This is a genomic window from Domibacillus sp. PGB-M46 (assembly GCF_022668875.1).
GTDB lineage: Bacteria > Bacillota > Bacilli > Bacillales > Domibacillaceae > Domibacillus.
The window spans coordinates 19,695-45,972 of record NZ_JAKGCR010000018.1 but is presented as its reverse complement, the minus strand read 5'-3'; the positions used below and the strand labels follow the sequence as shown (position 1 = coordinate 45,972).

At 41.1% G+C, this 26,278-nt stretch carries 23 protein-coding genes and 2 pseudogenes; 17 read left to right on the top strand and 8 right to left on the bottom strand.

Annotated features, from left to right (window positions below; genetic code table 11):
* Positions 1-108: 108 nt before the first annotated feature.
* Positions 109-699, bottom strand: a complete 591-nt coding sequence (locus L2D08_RS17285) for a zinc metalloprotease (protein ID WP_242235596.1) — start codon at positions 697-699, stop codon at positions 109-111.
* Positions 700-1,042: 343 nt separating this feature from the next.
* Here L2D08_RS17285 and L2D08_RS17280 point away from each other — a divergent pair, with 343 nt between their 5' ends.
* Positions 1,043-2,182 carry an NADH:flavin oxidoreductase gene (locus tag L2D08_RS17280; RefSeq protein WP_242235593.1) on the top strand — a complete coding sequence of 380 codons (1,140 nt, stop codon included), beginning with the start codon at positions 1,043-1,045 and terminating at the stop codon, positions 2,180-2,182.
* Positions 2,183-2,346: 164 nt separating this feature from the next.
* A complete protein-coding gene (locus L2D08_RS17275; RefSeq protein WP_242235591.1) occupies positions 2,347-3,117 on the top strand; it encodes an SDR family NAD(P)-dependent oxidoreductase in 771 nt (256 codons plus the stop codon).
* A gap of 63 nt (positions 3,118-3,180) precedes the next feature.
* Here the strand turns inward: L2D08_RS17275 and L2D08_RS17270 are convergent, their stop codons facing one another.
* A complete protein-coding gene (locus L2D08_RS17270) occupies positions 3,181-3,795 on the bottom strand; it encodes a YczE/YyaS/YitT family protein (protein ID WP_242235589.1) in 615 nt (204 codons plus the stop codon).
* Positions 3,796-3,806: 11 nt separating this feature from the next.
* On the bottom strand, positions 3,807-4,253 hold the full coding sequence (locus L2D08_RS17265) for a GNAT family N-acetyltransferase (RefSeq protein ID WP_242235587.1): 447 nt from the start codon (positions 4,251-4,253) through the stop codon (positions 3,807-3,809).
* A gap of 126 nt (positions 4,254-4,379) precedes the next feature.
* Between L2D08_RS17265 and L2D08_RS17260 the strand changes: the two genes are divergently transcribed.
* Positions 4,380-4,832 (top strand): MarR family winged helix-turn-helix transcriptional regulator, encoded by a 453-nt coding sequence (locus tag L2D08_RS17260; RefSeq protein WP_242235585.1) that lies wholly within the window; start codon positions 4,380-4,382, stop codon positions 4,830-4,832.
* Positions 4,833-5,037: 205 nt separating this feature from the next.
* Positions 5,038-6,651 carry a PTS sugar transporter gene (locus tag L2D08_RS17255; protein WP_242235583.1) on the top strand — a complete coding sequence of 538 codons (1,614 nt, stop codon included), beginning with the start codon at positions 5,038-5,040 and terminating at the stop codon, positions 6,649-6,651.
* Between the two features lie 253 nt (positions 6,652-6,904).
* Here the strand turns inward: L2D08_RS17255 and ggt are convergent, their stop codons facing one another.
* From ggt to L2D08_RS17240, 3 genes are all read right to left on the bottom strand, one after another.
* Complete coding sequence (gene ggt, locus L2D08_RS17250) at positions 6,905-8,986, bottom strand: gamma-glutamyltransferase (RefSeq protein WP_375337609.1); 2,082 nt, start codon at positions 8,984-8,986, stop codon at positions 6,905-6,907.
* A 191-nt stretch (positions 8,987-9,177) separates the two neighbouring features.
* A complete protein-coding gene (locus L2D08_RS17245; RefSeq protein ID WP_242235582.1) occupies positions 9,178-9,390 on the bottom strand; it encodes an STAS domain-containing protein in 213 nt (70 codons plus the stop codon).
* 392 nt (positions 9,391-9,782) lie between these two features.
* Complete coding sequence (locus tag L2D08_RS17240) at positions 9,783-10,613, bottom strand: STAS domain-containing protein (RefSeq protein WP_242235580.1); 831 nt, start codon at positions 10,611-10,613, stop codon at positions 9,783-9,785.
* Positions 10,614-11,258: 645 nt separating this feature from the next.
* Here L2D08_RS17240 and L2D08_RS17235 point away from each other — a divergent pair.
* The 5 genes and pseudogenes from L2D08_RS17235 to L2D08_RS17215 all read left to right on the top strand — a co-directional run bounded on the left by L2D08_RS17235 (position 11,259) and on the right by L2D08_RS17215 (position 15,236).
* The gene (locus tag L2D08_RS17235; RefSeq protein ID WP_242235577.1) at positions 11,259-12,107 is read left to right on the top strand and encodes an STAS domain-containing protein; all 849 of its coding nucleotides are present in this window, start codon (positions 11,259-11,261) and stop codon (positions 12,105-12,107) included.
* Between the two features lie 187 nt (positions 12,108-12,294).
* A complete protein-coding gene (locus L2D08_RS17230) occupies positions 12,295-12,918 on the top strand; it encodes a LysE family translocator (protein WP_242235575.1) in 624 nt (207 codons plus the stop codon).
* 159 nt (positions 12,919-13,077) lie between these two features.
* A complete protein-coding gene (locus L2D08_RS17225; protein WP_242235573.1) occupies positions 13,078-14,106 on the top strand; it encodes an ROK family transcriptional regulator in 1,029 nt (342 codons plus the stop codon).
* 67 nt (positions 14,107-14,173) lie between these two features.
* Entirely contained in the window at positions 14,174-14,803 is a 630-nt protein-coding gene (locus L2D08_RS17220) for a DUF1349 domain-containing protein (RefSeq protein WP_242235571.1), read from the top strand.
* A gap of 50 nt (positions 14,804-14,853) precedes the next feature.
* Positions 14,854-15,236, top strand: a pseudogene (locus L2D08_RS17215) (VOC family protein).
* A 371-nt stretch (positions 15,237-15,607) separates the two neighbouring features.
* Here the strand turns inward: L2D08_RS17215 and L2D08_RS17210 are convergent.
* Positions 15,608-15,694, bottom strand: a pseudogene (locus tag L2D08_RS17210) (hypothetical protein); the annotation flags it as partial.
* Between the two features lie 387 nt (positions 15,695-16,081).
* Between L2D08_RS17210 and L2D08_RS17205 the strand changes: the two are divergent.
* Positions 16,082-16,318: a hypothetical protein gene (locus tag L2D08_RS17205; RefSeq protein ID WP_242235569.1), complete on the top strand. Its 237-nt coding sequence runs from the start codon at positions 16,082-16,084 to the stop codon at positions 16,316-16,318.
* 120 nt (positions 16,319-16,438) lie between these two features.
* The gene (locus L2D08_RS17200) at positions 16,439-17,293 is read left to right on the top strand and encodes a YitT family protein (protein ID WP_242235567.1); all 855 of its coding nucleotides are present in this window, start codon (positions 16,439-16,441) and stop codon (positions 17,291-17,293) included.
* Between the two features lie 283 nt (positions 17,294-17,576).
* Here L2D08_RS17200 and L2D08_RS17195 read toward each other — a convergent pair whose 3' ends face one another.
* Positions 17,577-19,154: a glycoside hydrolase family 10-like protein gene (locus tag L2D08_RS17195; RefSeq protein WP_242235565.1), complete on the bottom strand. Its 1,578-nt coding sequence runs from the start codon at positions 19,152-19,154 to the stop codon at positions 17,577-17,579.
* A 272-nt stretch (positions 19,155-19,426) separates the two neighbouring features.
* Here L2D08_RS17195 and L2D08_RS17190 point away from each other — a divergent pair, with 272 nt between their 5' ends.
* The 6 genes from L2D08_RS17190 to L2D08_RS17165 all read left to right on the top strand — a co-directional run bounded on the left by L2D08_RS17190 (position 19,427) and on the right by L2D08_RS17165 (position 26,153).
* Positions 19,427-19,741: a helix-turn-helix domain-containing protein gene (locus L2D08_RS17190; RefSeq protein ID WP_242235562.1), complete on the top strand. Its 315-nt coding sequence runs from the start codon at positions 19,427-19,429 to the stop codon at positions 19,739-19,741.
* 996 nt (positions 19,742-20,737) lie between these two features.
* Positions 20,738-21,178, top strand: a complete 441-nt coding sequence (locus L2D08_RS17185; RefSeq protein WP_242235560.1) for a CPBP family intramembrane glutamic endopeptidase — start codon at positions 20,738-20,740, stop codon at positions 21,176-21,178.
* A gap of 98 nt (positions 21,179-21,276) precedes the next feature.
* Complete coding sequence (locus L2D08_RS17180) at positions 21,277-22,146, top strand: AraC family transcriptional regulator (protein WP_242235558.1); 870 nt, start codon at positions 21,277-21,279, stop codon at positions 22,144-22,146.
* Between the two features lie 357 nt (positions 22,147-22,503).
* Positions 22,504-23,922 carry a sugar porter family MFS transporter gene (locus L2D08_RS17175; protein WP_242235655.1) on the top strand — a complete coding sequence of 473 codons (1,419 nt, stop codon included), beginning with the start codon at positions 22,504-22,506 and terminating at the stop codon, positions 23,920-23,922.
* An 89-nt stretch (positions 23,923-24,011) separates the two neighbouring features.
* On the top strand, positions 24,012-24,935 hold the full coding sequence (locus tag L2D08_RS17170; RefSeq protein WP_242235556.1) for a sugar phosphate isomerase/epimerase family protein: 924 nt from the start codon (positions 24,012-24,014) through the stop codon (positions 24,933-24,935).
* Between the two features lie 30 nt (positions 24,936-24,965).
* Entirely contained in the window at positions 24,966-26,153 is a 1,188-nt protein-coding gene (locus tag L2D08_RS17165; protein ID WP_242235555.1) for a Gfo/Idh/MocA family protein, read from the top strand.
* Positions 26,154-26,278: the final 125 nt, after the last annotated feature.

Sequence of the window (26,278 nt, the reverse complement as noted above, 5' to 3'; positions counted from 1 at the left end):
GGATGAGCCTTATACTTATTCAGGCAAATATAATAAGCAGCCAGTCCTGGTCAAAGCATTTATTTATGTTTGTTCTGATCCTTAAAATCTGCTGCTCACTCCGCCTGTTTACTTTGCTCTATGATCCTGCTGCTGCTCTTTTTTTATTTCTTCAATTTTTTTCATCTTTTGTTGGTATTGTTCTTCTACTTCCTTTGTAGCAGGGATAAGCGGTTCCTGGTTATAATCCATTCTTCTGCCATAACGAACCATTTCGTAAATAATATAACCATTGTTTGGTTTCCCATTGACCGTCTTCATCGGCACCATATCAAATAAAACATAATAAAAAGCATAAAAAATAAACCGGTCCCAAAATGTGGCATATGATTGCCAATAGCCATTTGCTAAAAGCGAATTAATGGTTAAGGCAGCAATGATGTTTATTAAAATGGGGCCTGCGTATACACAAACATAAACCCATCTATTTTCTTTAGTTAAGGAGTCATAAGAAAACCAGCTGTACAGATGATAATATTTTCTGACGTCAAATAGTCCGATTTTAAATAATCGAGGGCCTGAACCGATTGTAATTCTTGGATTTTGAACTCCGAAGAGGGCACTAACAATGAGGTACCCTAACTCACGCAATAGTATGACCGCTGGCAAAATAATAAAAGCTGAAACAACTAACGATAGTAGGTCGGATAATCCGAACATTGAACATTCACCTTGGTTTCTTGCTGTAGTTTATGTCTTTATTTAACAGCTACCCCTCTTTAAGGTGAACAAACCGCTTTTTTCTTCCCGGATATTTTCAGCCGCAAAATCTACACCTTTTAGTTCTTATGCCAAGTTCTTCTTTTTGACTTGCTGGCTAACCTAATGAGCAGCGAATCATACGCGATCGGCTGTTCCAAGGACCAGGTTTTGTTTAGTTGATAGTAAAATGTGAAAAAGGAGACATAGGTGTTTTTAAAGATGCCATCTAAAACGAAAAGTGAAAGTTTAAGGATGGAATGAACATAATAGGGTTGTGCAAATACAGAAAGGGGTTTTAACAATGCCTGATACAAACATTTTATTTCAAAAAGTGAAACTGGGAAGTATAGAATTGGAAAACCGGGTAAGCGTAGCGCCTATGACACGTACGAGTGCAACACCTGAAGGGCTTGCGACAGGTCAAATGGCTTCTTACTATACATCATTTGCCCATGGCGGTTTCGGCCTCATTATTACAGAGGGGATTTACCCGGATCAAAAATACAGCCAAGGTTATTTCAATCAGCCTGGCATCACAGATGAAGAGCAAACAGCAGCCTGGAAGAAAGTAGTCGACTCTGTTCACCAGGCCGGTGCTAAAATCTTTGCCCAGCTGATGCATGCAGGTGCGCTTTCTCAAGGAAATCGTTTTGTGGAAGGCTCAATCGGTCCTTCTTCAATCCAGCCTAAAGGGGAACAAATGGAGTTCTACGGAGGAAGCGGCTCATTTCCGAAACCAAAAGAAGCCTCAAAAGAAGATATTCAGGACGTCATTAAAGGGTTCACAGAAGCGGCAGTAAGGGCAAAAACAGCTGGATTTGATGGAGTCGAAATTCACGGAGCCAACGGCTATATCCTGGATCAATTTTTAACGGACTATACGAACCAGCGTACAGATGAGTACGGCGGTTCGATTGAAAACCGAGTGCGCCTGCTTGTTGAGGTGTCCAATGCTGTCCGGAAAGCGGTTGGAGAAGATTTTACCGTAGGCATCCGGATCTCGCAAGGAAAAGTGAATGATTACGAACATAAATGGGCGGAAAAAGAAAAAGAAGCCGAAATCATCTTCGGCCAATTGGGGAATGCTCCATTGGACTTCATTCATGTGACAGAATATGAAGCGTGGCAGCCGGCATTTCCGGAAGGAGAAGGAACCGCGGCTGTGGATTCTGCTTTTGGTGACGGCGGCCCTTCTTTAGCTGCCCTGGCTAAAAAATATGGAAAACAGCCTGTTATTGCAAATGGACATTTAGAAAAGCCGGAACTTGCTGTTAGTATTGTGGAAAAAGGAGAAGCTGATGTTGTTTCGCTCGGTAAAGGAGCTCTTGCGAATCATGACTGGGTCAAAAAAGTCAAAGAAGGAGAGCCATTAGCGGAATTTCAGCCAGAGAAAGTGTTAAGCCCTGATGCGAAAATTAAGGATTTTGAAGCAGAAGGATAAAGGAAGAACAATAAGAAATGATGATCTGAAAAGCTTAAGGTTTATGCCTTGCGGAACCGGGTGTTTCGTAAGGCGCCTCCTTTATGATTTGGATAAAAGTTCTCTGCAAGAAGGGAAATTCGGCAAATTAGCAGCCTCTTTTAAGGGCAGGAGGGATGAGTAGGATGCACGAATACTTTCATTTAAGCGGGAAAACAGCATTTGTGACAGGCGCGGGCAGAGGAATTGGCAGAACGCTTGCTGAAGGACTGGCAAACGCCGGTGCAGATCTTGTATTAGTAGCGAGAACCGAAAAGGAAGTAACGAGAGCGGCGGAAGAAATCACCAAAGAAACAGGCAGAAAAACGTTAGCAGTTGTATGTGATGTAACGAGCCGGGAATCCGTTCAAAAAGCGGTGGATCAAGCTCTTCATTCTTTCGGGAAAATTGATATCCTTGTTAACAATGCCGGAGCCAGTGTAAGAAAAACGAGCTTAGATTTGCTAGAGGAAGAGTGGGACCAGGTAATGGACGTTAATTTTAAATCGGTCTTTCTGGTATCCCAGGCAGTAGGGAAACATATGGTCAAACAGCAATACGGACGCATTGTGAATGTAGCTTCTGTTGCTTCGTCTCTTACGCTGTCATCGGGTACACCGTATGGACCAAGCAAAGCCGGTGTCGTTCAGTTAACCAGGCAGCTCGCCAATGAGTGGGCAGGAAAGGGTGTCACCGTAAATGCGATAAGCCCCTGGTTTTTTAAAACATCATTAAATGAACAGGCATTAGAAAACAAAGAGTTTCAAACACTTTTAGAACAAAGGACACCAATGAAAAGGCTGGGAAATTTAAAAGAACTGATCGCCCCGGTTCTAATGTTTTGCTCAGATGGAGCAAGTTACATCACCGGTCAAAATTTGTTTATAGACGGCGGAGTTACCAGTTATGCCTTTTAATGAGTGTAAAAAGAGCCGGTGAGGCTCTTTTTAAAAACATAAAGTAATCTCTTTATTTCTCATTTAAATGCCTGCCTGTTTAGAAGAAGGCTGTTTTAGCTTAAAGTCTATCAAAGCCATACAATAATGAAGTATAGGACCACCCAAACAAACAGCCAGTATCGTTCCAATACCAACAGGTCCTTGAAACAAAAGAGATAAAAAGAGGAAAAGAATATAGATGATTGTTTTCGTAAGCCATATGTTCATTTTGGTTAATTCACGGATAATAAGCATAAAGCGATCAACAGGGATAGGAGCAAAATCGGCACATAAATAAATGGCGGTGCCCATCCCTATTGTTAAAAGACCTATGCCAAAACCTAAAAATTTAGTAACCCATAACTCTGGCGTAGCGAAAGCATCCAGTAAAAAAAGCCACACATCAATGCTGATTCCTGTAATCACGGCCGTTAACAAGCCGGAAAACTCTGGTTTTTGTTTTTTTAACACCGAATTGCAGCCAATTAGGATAAAAGCAATGATTACTTCCCAACTTCCTACCGTCAACCCTAAATTGGCGGCTAGACCGACTAGCAGAGCATCAAAAGGAGACACGCCAAGGTTTGATTGTATCGTAAACGCAACACCAAGCGTGAGAATAAGGATTCCCGTTGTGTAATACATATACTTCGCCATTCTCAGACGCCTCATAGTGATTCAGCAAATAATTCTTTTTTCATTAGAAGATGGGGAATACCATCTTCCATAAAAACATCTGACGCAACATAATAGCCGAGTTTCTTATAAAAACCTTCTGCCTGTGTCTGGCCATGCAGTTTTACCTGAGATGTTTCCTGTTCCTTAGCGATCGTCTCTAACGCTCCTATGATTACTTTTCCGAGGCCGAATTGACGGTACGGTTTTAGTATACAAATTCTCTCCAGCTTACCGACGCCGCCTACCCATCTTATCCGCCCCGTCCCAACAGCTTTATCCTGATAGTAAACCAAGATATGCAGAGCGGATCCCTCAAGAGTATCAAATTCATCAAATTCGTCTTCTAAAGGTACTCCTTGTTCTTCAACAAACACTTCTTTCCTAATGGAAAAAGCTTTTTTTAATTCAATTTCTGATGTTATCTTTATTGCATCCATTTTTCTTCAGTCCTTTTCTAGATTTCTCAAAACGGTCCAGTCATAATACAGATATGACTTGTTATAATAAAAACTATAATGTATTTTTGTTGCAAATACAACAAAATTTTTAAAAGGGGTTTACATATGAGGGAAATTCTTCGGGAAATCGGCATGATTGCAAGAGCGCTCGATTCGATCAGCAATATTGAATTTAAAGAGTTTGACCTTACGAAAGGGCAGTATTTATACCTTATTCGAATTTGTGAAAAGCCGGGCATTATTCAGGAAAAAGTGGCTGAGATGATTAAAGTAGACCGTACCACAGCAGCGCGTGCAATTAAAAAATTAGAAGTTCAAGGTTTTATTGAGAAAAAAAACGATGATCAGAACAAAAAAATCAAGAGGCTGCATCCAACAAAAAAAGGCAAAGAGCTTTATCCCTTTTTAAAAAGAGAGGGGGATCACTCTAACAAAGTAGCTTTATCTGGGTTTTCAGAGAAGGAAGCTGAGGTCCTTCTTGACCTTCTCCAAAGGGTCAGAAAAAATGTAGAGGTTGATTGGGATTTTGTGAAAAAGGGGAACAAAAGAGAGTATTAACCACACCTATCCAGCCACTGAGCACGTAATGTATAAACGTAGGTAAATGAATTGAGAAAAGAATTTAAAATTCTTTTAATTTTTCAGAAAAAGAGTGTTATATTAAATAAATAAACATATTTATGTATTTTTATTCTTTTTTTATCAGTCTTTATTTTTTAAAAAAAGTAGATTTTTGCTCAGTGAATTATGGAGGGAGTGCGTTATGAAGAAGATTGCTATTATAGGAAGCAGCGGCGGGAATCTATACAATTTAGGCGGGAAGGACCCAGAAAAGCTGCTGCAGGAGATTATTACACAAAGCGATGCAGCAGGGCTAACCGTTTCTGCTGTTCAATTTATTGCTGCGGCCGAATCAATGGATTCTGTTAAAGAGACGACTAAAGCAAAAGTGTTTACCTTTGATAAACACGGAAAGCCGGCTGAAATGTTCCATGGACTTCTTGCAGAAGCCAATAAGGCAGCGGTGGAGCTGGATAAAGATATTGCCCAAAAAATTCGAAATGGGCATATAGATGGATTAATTTTAATGAGTGCTCATCCGGAGGGAACGAACAAACAGGCCATTGAAGCCGCTGTTGAAATGAAACTGCCTATTGTCGGTACAGGCGGTACATCTATGGCTATGATCGGTTCAAAAGGAGCCAACATTATAGCACAGTCGGGAACAACCGGAACAACAAGCCGGACGCGGGCTATTTCTTTTATTACTTCCTTATGTAAGATATGGGGAATAAAATACCAGCCTGTCATTGGTGCATCCAGTAAGAACCATTCCGCCCAGCAGGGAAATGTATTTAAAAGGATTAATATTCGCGGAATCATGGTTTCAGCCCTGCCTGGTTTTATCGCAATGGCTATTGTATTGGCCTTGAGCCAGATTCCGGGCCTCTCTGGCATGAAGGAAGTATTCGATGTGATGATTCAGGCACTTCCTGTAGTGGTGGCAGTGATAGCAGCTAAACAAGTTTCTGATTTAGATGAAGTATCCATCGTTTCCGGCGTAATTGCAGGAATTTTATCTGTAAATGGCGGCATTATCGGAGGAATTATTGGCGGTATTTTAGCTGGTATACTCGTTCAGTTTCTTTTTAACAAATGTATTCAATGGCGCTTTCCAATGACAACCGTTAATATTGTGGCCGGAGGATTTTCAGGATTAATTGCCGGGTTAATGGTGTACTACCTGCTTGCTCCGCTGGCTTTACAGATCGGTGACGGATTCAAGGCTGCTATCGAGTTGGCAATCAATTTCAATCCAATTCTTGCAGGAGTGGTAGCAGGCCTGCTGATCTGGCCAGCTATTTTAGGTGGTATTTATCATGCTGTTATTCTGCCTATTGTTTTACTGGAAATGGAGAAAACAGGTTCAAGCTTTTTAGGGGCCGTTGATATGGTAGGACTTGTTATGGTATCGGCTGGAATTAATTTAGCAAATGTGATTGCTCCAAGGGACAAGGGAGAAGCCGCGGCCGCAACTCCGGGGTTTTTGATCAATATGGGATTTGGCACCTTTGTAGAAGCCGCGTATCCTTTTATGTTTTCCAATAAAGCCGTGTTTGCAGGAGCAATTCTTTCAGCAGGGGCAGGGGGCGCCTTGGTCGGTATGTTTAATGTCCGCGGAACAGCTTATGTACCAACTTTTACAGCGCCGCTGTTAACCAATAACATGGCTGGTTTAATTATAGCGATGGCTGCTGCATTAATTTTGTCTTTTATCATAACGATTATTGCCAATAAAACAGCAGGCTTAATGAGAAAGAAGGAGAATACAGTAAAAGGTAAGATAGGGAATCAAAAATCTTATAAAGCAGAATAAAAAAAGAAAACCCCTTGTTAACGAATCATTGATAACAAAGGGTTTTTCTTTTTTTAATGATTTTAACTAATTACAATATGTGCAAAATTCAAATAATAATATAAAAAAACAACAACAATCAAACAAAGATGCAAAATCTCTATCCATTTACGTATAATCAACAAAAAAAGACCCCTGTCGATTTTTAAAAAAAGACAGGAGGTCATCATTTGGATTTGTAAAGATCAATCTGCTATTCCATAAAACGAAATCTTTAGTGGGTAATAATCTCGTCATCTTCATCATCATTTGGATTATCAATACCAGATAAGTCTTTTTGGAGAAGTACTTCTTTTGTTTCCTCGTTCCAAGTGACTTCATACCCAAGTGATTGTGCCACTTTTAAAACCGGCAAGTAAGAGCGCTTATGCGGTTTGTATGCATTTAAATCAGAAGAGTCAAGCGCACCTAAGCCAAGCAGCAGCTTATCTGACTGAATATACGGTGTACCATTTAACAGTTTCATTTGATCAGCAGTGTATGGATAAACCGCGCCATTCACTTTAAGGGTAAACGGCCCTTTTTTCTCTTCTTTTATCTCTTTTGGCTGTTTAGACGTGTAGGAGATAGCATCCACCCCTAGAACGGTTCCTTCTCTTGTATTGTCTGCCCCGCCATACATTTGGCCATTTTCGTAATCAAAAATCACTGCTTGTACGTTACCGATATTTTCGGGCTGTTCCTCAAAAATGTGTCCTTTCGCCATTAATTCCAATCTTGTATTCTGACTGATTCCCGATTCCCATCGTACCGTTGGATAGCCTGCTGAGTAAATGCGAGGCATTAAAATGGCTTCTTGAATCGGCATCTGGTGATCAATGACATTCATGATCGTTTCAGCCACTGACGCAATAATAGTTGGTCCTCCAGGGGATCCAAGGGCCATAAATGGCTGTCCGTCTTTTAACACAAGAGTAGGGGACATACTGCTTCTTGGCCGTTTGCCGGGTTCTACCTGGTTCACGCCGCCTGGAGCTGCATCAAAGTCTGTCATTTCATTATTCAGCATAAATCCATAGCCCGGAACCATGATGCCTGACCCAAATACCTGTTCAATCGTTGTAGTATATGAAACCATATTTCCCCATTTATCCATAACCGAAAAATGAGTGGTCTGCCCGGTTGGATTTGTTTCTTTTACCGTCACCTCAGCAGCCGGTTCCTTGTTTTCATACTTCCAAGGATCACCTTCTTTGACTACAGCTGTTGCTTTCAACGGGTTGATCAGCTTTCTTCTTTCTTCGATATATTGCTCATTTAAAAGTCCTTCCGATGGAACATCATAGAAATCTTCATCTGCCATATAAGCAGCACGATCTGCATAAGCAAGATGCATGGCTTCAATCAAATGATGAAGGTAGGCAGGAGAATTTACACCCATTTTTTGAACATCATAGCCTTCCATTAACTTTAAAATTTGGAGAACAGTTAAACCGCCTGAGCTTGGAGGAGCAGCACTGACCACATCATACCCCCGGTAATTTGCTTGCACGGGTTCCCGCTCTTTTACAGCATATTGCTCCAAATCTTCTGTTGTCATTGTTCCGCCGGTTTTCTGCACTTCTTGTACAAGCGCTTCTCCAATTCCACCTCCATAAAAAGCATCCGTTCCTTGCTGCTCGATCAGTTTAAAGGTTTTAGCCAGATCCCGCTGAATAAGAGTTTGTCCTTCTTTTAGTGGTTTTCCATTTGGTACAAACACATCTGCTGCCGTTTCATATTTTTGCAGTTTCTTTGCATTTTCAGCAATATACTGCGCCATCGACCAGTTTACTTTAATTCCATTTTCCGCCTGGTCAATAGCTGGGTCAATGACTTCAGACAATTCCATCGTTCCATACTCTTCAAGAGCCATTTTAAGCCCTTTTAATGTTCCTGGGACCGCTACCGCTTTACCAGTTGTATGACGTTCTTGAAAAGGTACAGGCTGTCCGTTTTGGTCTAGGAAAAGTTCAGGCGTTACATTTGCTGGGGCCATTTCCCGGCTGTCGATCATGGTAATGTTATTTTCAGCTTTGTTATATACCATCATAAAGCCGCCGCCGCCAATCCCTGACATCATTGGTTCCACGACATTCAGTGACAGCTGGATAGCCGCTGCCGCATCTATGGCATTCCCGCCTTGTTTCAAAATTTCTTTGCCGACTTCAGCGGCTAATGGGTGAGAGACAGATACAATTCCTTCTGTTGCTCCTTTTTTCATCGAATCATCTACACCCGGAACAGCTGCAGAAGCAGGGGTGATCATCATAAAAAAGCTTAATGTAGCGAAGGCACTTCTTTTTAGATATCTCATATATATCTCTCCTTTGTCCGTATTTGTCACTGACAGCTTTACGGAATAGTCCGAAAAACAGCCCTCTTTCCTAGTAAATAATTTACAAAATTTATTCCCTGCTTAGCTCTCTATATTAATCTATTTAACAATAGAGATGGATTCACCTGCATAAATAACCAATAAAAGTAAAAATTCGTCTTTTGCACTACTTATCCGCTAGGCGTATTGTAGGTCATTTTCCTGTGCGTTAATTTATAAGCGGAAATAGCATTTTTTAGCGTTCCTTTTACGTTAAGCTGGTCAAGAGGGACTCCTAAATTAATCCTCGGCAGGACAAGGCCGGGTTTTATACCCTTAAAGATCGCGTTAATGCCAATCAGGCCGAGCGACTGTTTCAGCTTAACCAGTTTATCTGTGTCCATTGTATCTACCTGAGAAATTCCAGATAAATCTAAAATCAGTCATTTTGTATACCTATATACAAATTAAAGGTTTGTTTAGGGAAAAAGCGATATTTCTCACCAGACACTTATAAAAAGCATAGTGAGCATCAAAAAAAGGACAAGCCGCGCTTTAAAAATATTGGTTATGATTTTGTTTTATAGCCGGAGGAAGTGTGGAAGAGAGAATCTGCAGTGAATAGACATTTGCAAGCTGCCAGGGCATTAAGTTATTCGATGAGAAAACAGTATAAGGCAAGCCCGCATTTGTGCGGCTTGCCTTATAGAATGGCGGACAAATCGCTGAAGGTTGGTTCTGTGTAATGTTCTGGTTTACCTACCGCAAGCGCTGCAGCCGGCAGAAAGGCTGATGCTTATAGCACTTTGGACATAGCAATCGCATTTTTTAAGGTGCCTTTTATATGAAGCTTGTTAATGGGGATCCCCAAGTTGACCATAGGTACAGCCAGTTCTGGTTTTATGCCTGTGAAGGTCAAAGAAATACCGATGATTGCAAGGGAGTCTTTTAACTGAAATAACGTATTAGCCGATATTGTATCGATACGAGGAACTCCTGATAAGTCTAAAATCAGCTCATCAATTTTTAAGTCTTTGCATTTAGGCAGTACATTTTCTAATATAATGCCGGCTCTTTCTTCATCCAATTCGCCGATTAAAGGGAGAATCGCTACTTGATCTGATAGAGCTACTACAGGAAAAGAAACTTCGTTAAAGGCTTTTTTGGCAGAGTCTATCCTCTGTTCGTAGAAATTGATATAGCCAGCATTATAAACAAGAAGGACTTGATCAAGAATATCCTCTATTAAGTAATGTACCTGGATCACGATAGAAGCTTTTGTTTGATCGATGTCGATTTTATTTTCAAGGTAGTTCCAGATGATTTTTTTATAAGAGCGAAGGGAGCGGATGAGCTCTTCTACCTGTATTCCTTGCTCAACAGCTGCTAGAGCCGTTTCCCTGGTCCAATCCGCTATTTCATCTGCTACACCGGGATCATGCTGATTTAAAACAGCTGTTCCAATCAATTTAATTAAGTGTGTCCGCCGCTGCGTCATCGTATCATTTGAAAGGCCGCCTTCATCAAGTAATGAATGGTACTCACTTTTTAAGACTTTGTTAATTTCTGCTGCTATCTCAGCACTATTATTTTGCAAGAGCTGTCCTGCTGTTTTAAAAAATGACATACTGGCAACCTGCCTCTCTGTTTTGGAAATTATTGAATACATATACAAGTAATTCAAATAATAAAGAAAACTTCTCTTAAAAACCATCTTTTCTTTTAAAAAATTTCCATTTAGGAGAAGCGGGGTCTCCGCATAATGAGCAGTATTACTAAGAAGGAAAGGTCATTGGTATAAGTGAAGTATTCAAATCGTCAATCGCGGCATTGTCTTTAGAAATAGATAAAGAAAGATATTTAGAACGCTGGAAGCAGAAAATAAATGCTAAAAAGCAATCTAGAGGAGCAGGTGCCCGAAACATTGAATAAGAAATTCATAAACTAATAAAAAAAGCGGCGTATTCAAAATCTCTTAAAAGCGGACTGCAATTAGCAGCCGCTTTTTTTTTGTAGATACACATACATAAGCGGGCTGCGTGTCTATCAATCAGGAAACAACAGCCGTTTGGCCCTTGTTTCCTTTAAAATGCAGGCTGCAACAGGTTTCAAATTGTTTCAAACAGGGTATGCTATATTTGTTTGAGCATGCTGTATTCAGCATCCCCTCTTACTTTTATTCCTGAAAAGCAAATTCATTTTTTTTGATTGATTGGCTTTTGTAGTAATATACATAAGAAAGATGTTAGCTAATAGAAGCGAGGATATTGAAATGACAGAAAGAGTAAATCCAGCCCTGGATATTCGTTTTCAAGATTTTGAAGAAGCGGCGGTCCGGGTTCTTCAAATCATGGCGGAATTCGTCCACGTAAATACGTTATTTATTGCCCGAAACGATGGCAAAACGAACCGCATGGTAAAGGTATTAAACAAAAGTGAAAAGCTTGTGAATGAAGGGGATGAACGCCCATTCCCCGAAGCGTATTGCAGCTTAAGTGTGGAGCATGGCGAACAGGTGCTTGTCATTCCAGACTTGAAACAGTATAAAGACACAAAAAACATGGATGTTACAGAGAAACTTGACGGTGGAGCGTTTATTGCGATTCCGATTAATTATAAAGACGGAAAAAACTACGGAACGATTTGCGGCCTTGATAGAGGAACTCAAACATTTACAGAAAAACAAATTAAGATGTTTGAGACGATGTCTGCTCTCTTATCGTACGTATTAGAGCTTGATTACACGAACAAGCAGTTATTTACCATATCGGCACCGGTGGTAAAGGTCGCAAAAGGGATTGCAATTTTGCCCGTTGTAGGTGACATCGATGAACAGCGTGCAGAAAGCATTATTGAAAAAGCGCTTTTTGAAAGCCGTAAATTAGGGCTCGAACGCCTCATTGTAGATTTGTCGGGCATTTTGCATATAAATAATACAGTCGTAGCCTCACTTTTAAAAATCTCCACAGTTTTAAAGCTGGTAGGTGTAGAATGCTCGGTGACCGGGTTGCGTCCTGACTTAGCTATGAAGGCCGTCCAAATGAACGCAGATCTAAAAGAAATGGTGTTTGAAAAAGACTTGGAAAAAGCACTGCAGAAAATTGGCTTCGAATTGAAGTGAAAACAAGCCCGCTTTCCACCGGCGGGCTTGTTTTCATTTTGTTCTTAGGATATATACTAAAAGAGAATAAACATTTCATATAGAAATTTTTAGGATTCTCGTAAAAACAGGCCGAGGATTCATGCCTTATTCTAATCTTATGCCGGAATAAAAGGGGAAAACTGAATAAAAGAAAGGGTTTTGAAAAGTGTCTTTGCTAATTATTATTTCTTTTTTAAGTACCGCTATTCTGCTTACGCTTATGCCTGGACCGGATAATTTATTTGTTTTGGCCCAAAGCATAGTTAAAGGGAAAAAAGCAGGAATCGCTACTGCTTTTGGGCTTTGTACCGGGCTGCTTGTCCATATTACAGCCGCTGCCGTCGGCATTTCAGCTCTTGTGTATCAATCCTCCGTTGCGTTCGCCCTGGTCAAGTATGCAGGGGCTGCTTACTTGCTGTATTTGGCTTATAAATCTTTCCGCGCTTCAGGATCCGGTTTTTCTCTCGGCGGGAATGATTCTTTAGGCTACAAAGCGCTTTATAAAAGAGGCATTATTATGAATGTGTTAAACCCAAAGGTTTCTCTCTTTTTTCTTGCTCTTTTCCCCCAGTTTATCGAGCATACGGCCGGCAGTGTTACTATGCAGATGATCGTTTATGGCTTTATTTTTCTGATCCAGGCCTTAATTCTATTTACACTTATCAGTGTGTTTGCCGGTAAAATCGGAGAATTCCTTCGTAAAAGCCCCTCCATGTCAAGAAAAATGAATATCATCCAAGGATCTATTTTTACTTTCATCGGTGTGAAAATAGCCTTCAGTCAAAAATAAGGAAGAGGAAGGATAATAATATCCTTCCTCTTCCTTATTTTACATGCTTTAAACCTCAGCCATAAAGTATCATTTGTGCTTAAAAAAAGGATGTGATACAGTATGGTCGAGAATTATTAAAGAAGTTTAATAAGCAGAAGGAAAAGAGAGGTGAGGATCATGAGCGAGATGTTTGCCACTCCAAAATCCATGAAAAAGGTCATTCTTTATCGCATTCGTAAAGCCTTATTGGAGATGGGAGGAGCGACCAAGGCAGAACTCAGCGAAAAGTTAAACATTAGTTTTCCGACCATCAGCAAGTTTCTCACGCAGATGGAAAAAGACGGAGAGCTGAAGCTGCTTGGCCTCGATGATTCGAGCGGCGGCCGTAGAGCGAAACGGTACGCATACAATCCTGAATTCCGGCTTGGTTTGGCCATTTTTTTGGAGAGGGAAGAAACCCACTACACGGTCTTCAATTGCCTCGGCGGGATCAAGAAACAAGGAAAAGCAGGCAGTGTTTTAGCGGGAGGTTTACCGATGCTGACCGTCTGCATAGAAGACATCATGCGCGAGTATCCCAAAATACGCGCGATGGCCATCGGCGTGCCTGGCTCGGTGGAGAACGGCCGCATTTTTTTTATACCGGGCTATGAACAGTTTCAGCAGGTTGACTTAAAAGAATATTATGAAACGCACTTTTCCATGCCTGTTGTGGTTGAGAATGATATGAACGCAGCGGTCCTCGGTTACCAGCGGGAGAAAACCACGCAAATCAATTCATCACTTATTTATTTGTATTTCGGACAAAACGGCCCAGGGGCTGGCATTCTGGTGAATGGGAATATTGTGCGTGGAAGCACATTTTTCTCCGGAGAAGTTTCCTTTATACCGCAGTATGATCACCGAAACTTTCAGGAAGCATTGGGAACAAATCGTTCTTCCGGTTATAGCGGTCAGCAGGTAGATGCTATTAGCCGCCTGGCGGCCGCGTTTGTTTCAATCCTTAATCCTCATGCCATTATATTTTACGAAGAAGAAGCTGATGAAGCTTTGATGGAACAGATTTTGGCCCAGACTGCAAAGTACGTTCCAGCGGAGCATCTTCCGAAATTGATTGTAAGTGACTTGAAACAGGATTACCTATATGGATTACAAAGTCTGGGGCTGGACTTAATCATCAATGAAACAGGGCTGTCTTCTATGTAATAAGAAACTCTTTTACAGAAATCAAACCTTCAATAGAAAGTGCCCTTATGGGAAAGGAGAAAACATAATGGACAGCCGAATGATATTGTTAGAAGAATTTAACCACAAAGACATAAACAAAGGACTTAAATGGTTTTCGCCTCCCCAGCATTGGAGTCATGATTCCGAATGTGCCACTTTCATGATCAGAACAGACAAGCAAACGGATTTTTGGCAGAAGACGCATTATGGATTCGAAGCTGATAATGGGCATTTTCTCTACTATGATGTAAACGAAGACTTTCGGTTAACGACGAAAGTGCATTCAAAACCCAAAAATCGCTATGACCAGGCTGGCTTAATGGTGAGATTCTCCAAAGATACATGGGTAAAAACGTCTATTGAGTTTATACCCGGCGGAAAGAGTAAGTTAGGGGCTGTGGTTACGAAGCAAGGATATTCTGATTGGTCCAGTCAGGCCTTTTCCCATGAAGACTTTTCTCTTTACTTCCGAATCACAAAAAAAGAAAACAACTTTTACGTTGAGTACTCAGTGGATGGTGATGTCTGGACTCAAATCAGAATGACCCATTTACCCGGAGCAACTCACGTCCAGGCTGGCATTTATGCCTGCAGCCCTCAGGGAGAAGGATACGAGGCAGCGTTTGACTTTATAAAAGTTGAAAAAGTCCATGATCAGACACCAGTATACGAGTAATGGAGAGAATCCAGCTATACTCATTAGGCATCAGGAAAGAGGTGAAAAAAGTGAAGATTGAGCATGTGGCAGTCTGGGTAAAAGACTTAGAGAAAATGAAAGCTTTCTAAGTTGATTATTTTGACGGAATATCAAACGAAAAGTACGTGAATCAGGCTAAAGGATTTGAGTGCTATTTTATTTCCTTTGGAAAGGGTACTGCAAGGCTCGAGATCATGCGGAAAACAGGGGTCGGTCAGCTCCAGGCTGAAAATATAATTGGATGGGCTCATGTGCCATTTTCAGTAGGAAGCAAAGAACAGGCAGACCAAAAAACGAAGCAGCTTCTGGGTGCTGGCTACGAAGCAGCTGGAACCCACGTGTTACGGGTGACGGCTACTATGAGAGGGTCGCTAAAGATCCAGAAGGAAACCTTATAGAGATCACTATCTGAAAAAAGCTGATGTTATAAGCACGTTTTAAGCTAATACACTATGGTGAACAAGTGAATAATTGAAATGGAACAAACAAAAGCCTGCTTTCAACCGAAAACAGTTTGCTGTAAGTAGAGCTATTTAATAGATCTCTAAAGAAAAACACGACAAGAGCAAGCTTGCCGTGTTTTTTGCTTTTTAGTTGTAAGGACAAATCGTAGTTTAAAGAAGCATCTTTCTATCAGCCGATAAATGAATCTCCTGCTGTTCTTTTTCAATCGCCTGTTTTTTCTTGATCTTCAGATGATAAATCGCATAGCAGGCCAGCATAAATGGAACCCCCATCCAGCCGACCTGTGCACACCGGGACCAGCATGGTCACTGACAGTTATCCAAGGCAGGCCATCGTTAAATGCATGACGAAGCCGGAGCCGATAACCCCTCCGAGTGAAATCATAAATAAGTGCCTGGTCCTCATGGTTCGTTTCAACTTTTGTTGATGATGTTCCTTTATGTATTCTCCTCCTATTTTAAATAAATTGTTTCCTCGCCTTTTATACTGCAATTCTGATGCCGGACAAATATTTTCATTTTTCAAGAAAAAAACGCCAGTATTTTTGGCGGATGTCATAAAAAATATTTGCATGCTGGTTGACCTGAAAGATGAGTGGTCCCTCATAATAGATAAAGCAAAGCGATGCAGCCCGCCAGGCACTTAAGAAGTAAGCAGCTTAGTACAAGAAAAATACCTTCTGTACAGTTGGCATGAAGATTGCATTCTAAAAGGTATGATTCATTTTAATGGAGGTGACCAGCACTAAAAGAGGAGGGGATAAAAGTTCCCCATAAAAATTTGAAGCCGTTAATGAAAGAAGAACACTGGTCAAGTAATGACTACAAAGTGAAAGGCGGCTCATCCGCTTACAAAGAAAGGGCGATTAAGATGTGGAATATTACAGTTTTTCTGCCAAACAAGATTTGTATGTATGAGTTTGAAACAAAACAGGAAGCAGAGGAGATGTATCAAGAAATCCATAAAGGCTCTAAAATCATTTCCGAAATCATCTACATGCAAGAGAGTAAAACAGCCGTTTCAGTTTGAATGTAAAGAAAAACGATTCATTTTTTCTGTTCTTTTAACAGGGGAAAACAGACTTTTTCACAGGTTAAACAAGCCGGCTCGTTTCCTTTATTTAATGAATCTGTGAAAGAGGTAGAGACAATGAAAAATTATTTGATAGAAATAACACTTATTATAATAGGTTCGTTCTTTTTTGCAGCTGGTGTTAATTTTTTTGCTATTCCAAATGAGCTGGGGGAAGGCGGCATTACCGGCATTTCTATGATCCTATATTATCTTTTTGAATGGTCTCCCGGCCTCACCACTCTTTTATTTAATGCTGTGCTTCTCGCTGCAGGATACAAGTTACTGGAAAGGAGAGTCACCTTTTACACGATTCTTTCGATTCTATTTACGTCCTTTTTTCTTCATTGGATTACAGGGATAGAAATGGTTTTTGATGAAAGCATTTTAGGAACCATTTTTGCCGGCGTATTTATTGGAATAGGGATCGGCCTTGTCCTGCGGGGAGGCGGCACAACAGGCGGATCGACCATTCTGGCCAAGTTTGCCAATCAGTATTTCGGCTGGGGCATGAGCACGGCCCTGCTTATTTTTGATTCCATCGTTGTCTTTTCATCCTATTTCGTAATAGGCGTTGAAAATACGATGTTCACGATTCTGTCTATTTATATCAGCACAAAAGTGATTGATTATATTATCGATGGGCTGAATATGCGAAAGGCGGTCACGGTTATCTCGAAAAAGGCTCCTCAGATTGCGGGGCAAATTAATGAGGAACTCGATAGAGGAGTTACGATTCTGCCGGCGCGAGGCCACTTTACGCAGGAATCCAGGGAAATCTTATATATTGTCATTAATAAGCAGGAGCTGTTTAAATTTAAAAAGATCGTCCATCACATTGATCCAAAAGCGTTTGTTGTGATTCATGATGTACGGGATGTGTTTGGGGAAGGGTTTAGTTATCCAAAGTCCGCATTAAAACAAAGTATGTAGCGCAACAAAAACAAAAGGGAGACTATGCGAAAGAATAGGAGCTTCCTTGCTCTGAAACGTTTGCCAATCATTTTGGCGGACGGAACGAAACAAAAAAGCTAATTTTCAAAGAGAAAGCCCGAATCAGGCGAAGAAGACCTAAAAAACCCGATCTTGAAAAAGCTTATTCCATGGCTTAAGCGCGACAGTAAGAGAACAGACATAAATAAAACCCTCTGTCCTGTTATCAGACAGAGGGTTTTGTGCGTTTGTTTAAAGGTGTATGCCCATCCGCACGATATTTTTATTCTTTTACAACAAAAGCATCCTTGCTTTCTATACCAGTGGCAGATAAAGACTTTACGCCATATGTGTAGGTTCGGTCCGAACGCGCTGATTTATCCAAAAATACGGCTTTGCCCTTTGTATTGTATACAATATCTACAATATTACGCGCATCATCATAAGATCCCAGTGTTTTGCCTGTAAAACGATAAATCACGTATTTACGCGGCTGTTTGCCGGCCTGGTCCTGAATCACAATTTTTCTGCCTGCTGCTTCTTTCTTTACTTGTACGGATGTCGGCTTTACAGGCTGCGATGCATCTTTCCAGGAAGCCGCCGGCGTAAGGGAAGGGTACCTATACAGCTGCTGTTTTACAATCGTTGCATAGCCAAGTGAATTTTTCTTCCAGCTTTTCAGCGAAAAGTGCATTTGCCCTTTTGTCATTCGGTCTGCCCGGTTAGAAACAATTTGATTGGGCAGCTCCATTTTGTTTTTCCATGCCGGATCAGAGTCCTGTCCAACTTTATAATCGGCTACTCCGATATAAAAGTTTACCGGATGTGTTTTTGCATATACTTTTACTTCATTGCTCCACCAGTTGAGAAGCGTCCCGTATTGGGCAGCAGCTAATTTTTTCGACCAATAAATTTGCGGCGTAATATAATCGACTGTTCCTTCTTTGATCCATGTACGCGTATCCGCATATAAATCATCATAATTATTTACGCCAGCTTTTGTAGCACTTCCTGTTTTATCGATCGATTGATTGCGCCAGACGCCAAATGGTGAAATACCGAACTGGACATATGGTTTTGTCGTTTTAACCGTAGAATAAACCTTTTTAACAAGCTGATTCACATTATTTCTGCGCCAGTCTTCTATTTTCTTAAAGGACTTTCCATACTTTTTAAAAGCAGCCTGGTCTGGAAAGGTTTCATTTTTAATCCTATAAGGATAAAAGTAGTCATCCATGTGGATGGCATCTACATCATAATTTTGCACCAGCTCTTTAACAGACGATACGAGATAGTCTTGTACTTCCGGAAGGCCGGGATTTAAATAGTACTGCTTGCCGTATTTCACGACCCAGCCAGGGTGTTTGCGTGCCGCATTTTGAGATGACAAGTTTTTCAGCGTTTCACCCGGCATGGTCACCCGGTACGGATTAATCCACGCATGAAGCTCCATTCCGCGGCTGTGAGCTTCTGTAATCATAATTTGCAGCGGGTCATATCCCGGGCTTGTCCCTTGCTTTTTCCCTGTGATATACGCTGACCAAGGAGCCAGCTTAGAAGAGTACCAGGCATCACTGGTCGGCTTTACCTGAAAAATAACTGTATTAAACTTGTTGGCTTTCAAGCTGTCTAATGTCTGCCGGGCCCAAGTGGTATACTGGGTTTTATTCATTCCTGCTTTTACATCACTGTTTTGAACAGATGCAATCCATACCGCCCGCATTTCTCTTTTTGGTGGTGCAGACTCCGCTGCATGAGAAAGCGACGGGATGAGAGACATACATAAAACAAATGTTAATATCCACACGAGCCAGCTGCATTTTTTCACTCTCACATATTTCTTTCTATCTTTAAACAACATTATTCTAACTTGTTCCTCCATCCATCCTTTTTTTAGTGATATCGACAAATTCTTTGGAAAATGAAGTATTTTTTTAAAATAATGTCGGTGAATAAGCTTCTTTTTTACCTAAAAAGTTCCACTATACAGTTATTTTTAGTTTTTTGTGTCTGTTTTTTATAGATAAACCGTTTTTGCACCAAATCACTAAAACTATATACAAAAAATACCGATAGAAGAGATAGAATACAAAAATAGGGCGTGATACCTATAAATTGAACGGGGGCGCAGTAATGATTTACATCGAACAGCAAATGTCTAAACGCTATGCAAATCAAGATCATCAGCTGAAAAAAGAAGAAGACGTAGAACAATTAATTGCCCAAAATATTATTCGCCGGAGAAAAAAGCTTGGCCTTACGCAAAAGCAGATGGCCGATCAGCTGAATACACAGCAAAGTGTCGTATCAAGAATTGAAACAGGAAACCATAATTTAACCATTGCGAATCTAAAAGGAATTGCCCAGGTCCTCGAAACAGATGTCAGTTCCTTAGTGGCAAGGGAAACAGGACTGGCGCACAAACGATACAAACTTATTAAAAGGTGAAAAGCCGAGTTGGCACTGGTGCATAGAACAAAAAATAAGTGAATGTTTTTTCCTTACTTTCTTTGAAAACAAAGGCAGCCTTTCCTATAGAATGATATAATAAAAGAACAATAGAACAGGTTTTCTCAATGGTGGTCGGCAAAATCCCCTTTACAGAAAGGGGGTGGCGCTGTGACAACTTTCGAATCACTCATGTTTGCGGTTAGTTTTGCAAGCCTCATTGTAGCGATTTTGTCATTTAACCAAAAAAAATAATCCACCATTGAGTTGAGCGCTCTGGTGGATTATCCCCTTAGACTGCTGACTCCCCATAAGGGAAGCCTGCTATTGGTAGGCCGATTTGATGTTACCAGCATCGAATCGGCTTTTTTAATATAGCTGTTTGTTACCTTCAGTATACACAATCTTTTGAGAAAAGAAAAATAGAATACGCTTTTCTTTCCTCTGTGCGGAGCGTAACTGCCTCGGCAGCTGAAAAAAGAGGAAGCTGGGTAATCAATCCCGCTGCTTTCGATTAAAATAGGACTGAGCGGCTTTTTTATGGCTTTCTATACTTCCTAAATATAAAATTCACCCGCAAGCCTGGTTCAATCCGCTATAACATATATATAAAGATAATCTGCAAGGGAGGAGAACGGTATACATAATGCCTTTTTGAGAAATATCATTTTATTATCCTTATTTGTCTCTCTTCTTGTTTTCATACAGCTTCACAATTATTGGGGTATTGGGCTGTGGGCCGCTGCTGCTGTTTATTGTTTCGCGGTATTCGATCAAGCAGCGAAAAGGTTTATTGTCACAACCCTTTTATTTGGGATCGGTTTTTATGCATACCTAATGTCAGCTCCTCAATGGGCGGAACAGTTTCAACTAAGGGAGCTGCAGATATTACTCAATAGAGGATCATTGGTTTTCATTCTGATTCCCTTGTTCTGTTTATCTTTTTTTTCTCAGGCTCCTTTTATAAAGTATATGAGAAAACCAAGGTGGCAGGAATTGATTTATTTTCCGTTTATCTGGTCAGGGTTTCACCAAACAAGCATCAAAGTCTTTTTAATCATTGCCATAGTGGTCAATACTGCTTCCCTGGCACCCTTTATGGCTCGAAATGGCTGGGGTTATTTTGAAGAAATCTGGCTTCTGTTGCTTGTCTTTTCCATTACAAACGCTTTGCTTGAAGAACTCATCTGGAGAGGAGCGCTGCTAAGCCGCTTTTCAGAACAACTAGGTGAGAAATGGGCTGTTGTCATAACAAGCATAGGCTTTGGCTTGCAGCACTACTCCCTTGGCATTCCTTGGGCAGTATGTATTGCTTTTTCTATCGGGGGCGTGTTTTATGGAGGCATTACCGTTAAATCTGGAAGTATCATTCCCTCCTTGATTTGGCATCTTGTTTTAAATGTACTGATGGTTTCGAGTGGTTTGATTTTAAAATAAAGATAGCTTAAGAAGTTTGTCGGGGTGATCTTCGTAAAAAAGTTGACATGCTGTAACTTGATATTAGGTCAGTACGTTTGTTTTAAAGGAGAAGTATCATGAATGTGAGTACTGCTATTGATAAATTGCAAAAAAGGTGTATTTACCTGAATGGAAAGAATGTCTCATTTCACGTCCATTCCTGGGGGGCGCATCCTAATCATCCAGATAATCCAATTCATAAACACTCCTTTTTTGAGATCTGTTATGTGTTTGACGGAACAGGTCTTTATGTTGAAGACGATCAAATTTATCCACTGCAAAAAGGTGTGTTCTTCTGTTCACGCCCGGAAAAACTGCATAGAATTCATAAAGGAAAAAACCTTTCGCTGTTCTGGGTTGGTTTTGAAGTAGATTTGTCGTCTTCAACGGAAAAAGGAGTTTCTTTTTTTAAAAATCTTTCTGAAACGAAAAATATACTTATTCAGGATGCAGAAGATTCGCCGGCGGCTCTCTTATTAACAACATTAATGAAACATGGGAATATATCCTGTCCAACCGACATTTTGAACGCCCTTAGTCATTCATTGTTACTTTCACTTCAGACATTATTTTGCGGAGATGATGAGGAAGAGGACGAAAGTGATAGCAATAATGAAACAAAAGGACGGATGCTGGTCAACCAGGCTCAATTATTTATTAGAGACAATTTAAACAGGCCGCTTTCGATAAAGGATGTGGCGCAATATCTGCATATATCAACCCGGCACCTATCCCGCTTATTTACTCATCATTTAGGGGTATCCTATACGGCTTTTATACGCCAAGAACGCATTAACGCGGCAGCAGAGATGCTTCGGATGACGAATCTGGACATTAAAACGATCTCCGAGCAATACTGTTTTTCATCAGTCCATTATTTTACTCGTGTGTTTCAAGAAGAAACGGGTTTAACACCGGGAAAATACAGAAAACAAGCCAGCCTCTAAAAACTTTTAGAGGCCTCTTTTTATTTTTCGTGTCCTTAAATTATAAAAATTTAGTCTTTTCAGGACAAATACTTTGTAAGCGCTTTTCATTATACTCAATTTAAGTTAAGCACTTACACATTCCAGAAAAGGAGGGAACTTTAGAAACACGGCCTTTACATCCAAGGTACATAATGGAAAAGTGGTTGGGAGATTTTTCTGTCTTCCAAATGCAAACAAGACAGGCAGTTGCCTGATGCATAAACAGATGATTACATATGTTGATGGATCTGAAAATAAGCCAGAGCAAATTCTCAGGTGAAAGAGCATCTACTACAACGCAGCCTATGGAGGTGGTTATACATGAGTAATCAAGTAATGAGGAAATCCATCAATCACAAAATGTATTTACAAATTATTATGGTTTCCGCAACATTTGGAGGGCTTCTTTTCGGGTATGACACGGGTGTAATCAATGGTGCTTTACCTTTTATGGAAAGGCCTGATCAGCTTAATCTCACACCGGTTACAGAAGGGCTTGTAACGAGTTCACTCCTGTTAGGAGCAGCATTTGGCGCCCTGATATGCGGAAGATTAGCAGATCGCTATGGACGCCGCAAAATGATTCTAAATCTATCCTTTTTATTCTTGCTGGCATCGCTTGGCACTGCATTTGCTCCCGATGTTTCCATCATGGTTGTCTTTCGATTTTTACTTGGTCTTGCTGTTGGAGGAGCTTCGTCTATGGTCCCGGCCTTTTTAGCAGAAATGGCACCTCATGAAAAAAGGGGCCGAATGGTGACGATGAATGAATTTATGATTGTGGGCGGGCAATTACTAGCTTACATCTTCAATGCCATTCTTGGTATCACAATGGCGGATACCGGACATGTTTGGCGGTATATGCTTGTTCTTTGTGCTATTCCGGCTTTCATCTTATTTGTTAGTATGCTCGTTGTGCCAGAAAGTCCGCGGTGGCTGGCTTCAAAAGGAAAAAATACGGAAGCGCTGCGTGTCCTTAAACAAATACGAGATGAAAAACGGGCGAAAGCGGAATTTCAAGAAATTGAAACAGCCGTAAAAAAAGATTCAGAGTTTGAAAAAGCTTCTTTAAAAGACTTTTCCGCTCCATGGCTGCGCCGTATCTTGCTTATTGGGATTGGAATTGCCGCAGTGAATCAAATTACAGGTGTTAATTCTATCATGTATTATGGAACGCAAATTCTTGAAGAATCAGGCTTCGGCACAAAAGCAGCCTTAATCGCGAACATTGCGAATGGCCTTATTTCAGTCATTGCAGTCGTAGTCGGTATTTGGCTGGTTGGGAAGGTGAACCGGCGTCCCATGTTGATCATTGGTTTATCTGGAACCACAACTGCCCTTTTCCTTATCGCCATCTTCTCTATGGTACTCGATGGATCTGCTGCCCTTCCGTATATTGTACTTTCTTTAACCGTTCTGTTCCTCGCATTTATGCAGGGCTGTGTGGGACCGGTGACATGGTTAGTCATTGCAGAAATATTTCCACAAAGGTTAAGAGGTCTTGGTTCTGGTATCAGTATCTTTTTCCTCTGGATTATCAACTTTGTGATTGGTTTTGCTTTTCCGGTATTGCTAAGCTCTGTCGGTTTATCGGCTACATTCTTTGTTTTCGTAGCTCTAGGTTTATTAGGAATCGGGTTCGTATATAAATTTATGCCGGAGACAAATGGGCGTACACTTGAAGAGCTGGAAGAACTTTTCCGCTCGCAATCTAATAAAGGCGATAAAAGGGATTCGATTGTTAAGGCAAGATAATAATAACTGTTTATTTTAAAAAGATAATTGAAAGCGCTTCTAATTATAGAGATCTTTTCATTAGGAACGAGTAAGAGGAGGATTTTAGCATGGGAATTAAAATTGCAGGAGCGCCGTGCTGCTGGGGAGTGGACGATCCGAAAAATCCATATCTTCCGCCATGGGAACGAGTGTTACATGAAGCATCGCAGGCAGGCTACAAAGGCATTGAACTTGGTCCGTATGGATATATTCCAATGGATATTGAGCGGGTACAGGCAGAGCTGTCTAAAAACGATTTAAACATCATTGCGGGGACCATTTTTGATGATTTGGTATCACCTTCTAACTTAGAGAACTTATTGCACCAGGTAGACGATATTTGTTCTCTGATCACTAAACTTCCATTGTCACCCTCAGAAGAAGGACAGAAGTTTCCGACTCCTTATCTGGTGATCATTGACTGGGGACATGAGGAAAGGGATTACAAGGCAGGTAAGCCGGATGAAGCACAGCGACTATCTTCTGATGCCTGGAATACAATGATGACACATATACGGGCACTTGCCGATCGCGCCTGGACAAAATATGGTGTCCGTTCTGTTATTCATCCTCATGCGGGCGGCTACATTGAATTTGAAGATGAAATTAAACAGCTGCTAGAAGATATCCCTTATGAAACAGCCGGCCTTTGCCTGGATACGGGCCACCTTTATTACTCCAAAATGGATCCTTATCAGTGGATTCAAGACTATGCAGACCGATTAGACTACATTCATTTTAAAGATATTAACCTCGACATTTACAACGAAGTGATGGGTGAGCATATCCGTTTCTTTGAAGCGTGTGCCAAAGGCGTTATGTGCCCGATTGGACAAGGCATCATTGATTACAACTCCATTCACAAGCTACTAAAAGAAATTGGCTACCAAGGTTATATCACGATTGAGCAGGAACGGGATCCCCGCAATGCAGATACAAGTCTGCGGGATGTAAAACAAAGTGTCGACTATTTAAAAAGTGTAGGTTATTAACGAAAACATAGAAGAAGGGGAGTATGACAAATGATTAACGGTGAAAAAGTAATTCAGCAACCAATCCGCTGGGCGATGGTAGGAGGCGGGCGTGGAAGTCAAATCGGTTATATTCACCGCTCAGCTGCATTGCGTGATCACAATTTTGAACTTGTTGCGGGTGCTTTTGATATTAATGCAGAACGCGGCAAGGACTTTGGGGTGAACTTGCACGTTTCTCCAGAGCGCTGCTATCCAGACTATAAAGCGATGTTTGAAGAAGAGGCAAAACGTGAGGACGGCATTCAAGCGGTTTCTATCGCTACGCCGAACGGCACGCATTACGCGATCTCTAAAGCAGCCCTTGAAGCAGGCCTGCATGTGATCTGTGAAAAGCCGCTTTGCTTTACGACGGAAGAAGCATTGGAACTTGAAGCGTTAGCCAAAGCAAAGAATCGCGTTGTCGGAATTACATACGGTTATTCCGGCCACCAAATGATCGAGCAGGCGCGCCAGTTAATTGCAAACGGTGAGTTAGGCGAAATTAGAATTGTGAATATGCAGTTTGCCCACGGCTTTCATTCGGGAGAAGTGGAAGAGCAAAATGCCAGCACCAAATGGCGTGTTGATCCTAAAATGGCAGGGCCGAGCTATGTACTTGGCGATTTAGGCACACATCCTTTATTCTTGTCAGAAGTCATGCTGCCAAACATGAAAATCAAAAAGTTAATGTGCACACGCCAGAGCTTTGTCAAAAGCCGTGCGCCACTTGAGGATAACGCTTACACGATCATGGAATATGAAAATGGCGCAGTGGGTACAGTCTGGTCTTCCGCTGTGAATGCAGGTTCGATGCATGGACAGAAAATACGAGTGATTGGTTCTAAAGCAAGTATTGAATGGTGGGATGAACAGCCAAACCAGCTTCGTTTTGAAGTCCAGGGGCAGCCTGTACAGATTTTAGAGCGCGGAATGGACTACCTGTATCCACAAGCATTAGCAGACGACCGGATTGGCGGCGGCCATCCTGAAGGGTTATTTGAAGCATGGTCGAATCTTTATACTCGTTTTGCTAGAGCGATGACAGCACTGGACAACGGAGAAGGGCTGAATGACGTCTGGTATCCAGGAATTGAAGCGGGTGTAGAAGGTGTTCGCTGGGTAGAGAATTGTGTGCGCTCTGCTGATAATGGTTCTGTCTGGGTTGACTACCAGCATGAACTAAGCCCATCCATATAAGAAAGTGAATAAAAAGCTGCCTGACAGTAGAAATGGACTTCAGGCAGCTTTTTTGCTGCTGTTTTAAAAAATCTAAGAATAAATTTGCACAGAAGGGAATAATTATTCATTTTTGCGTAAAATAT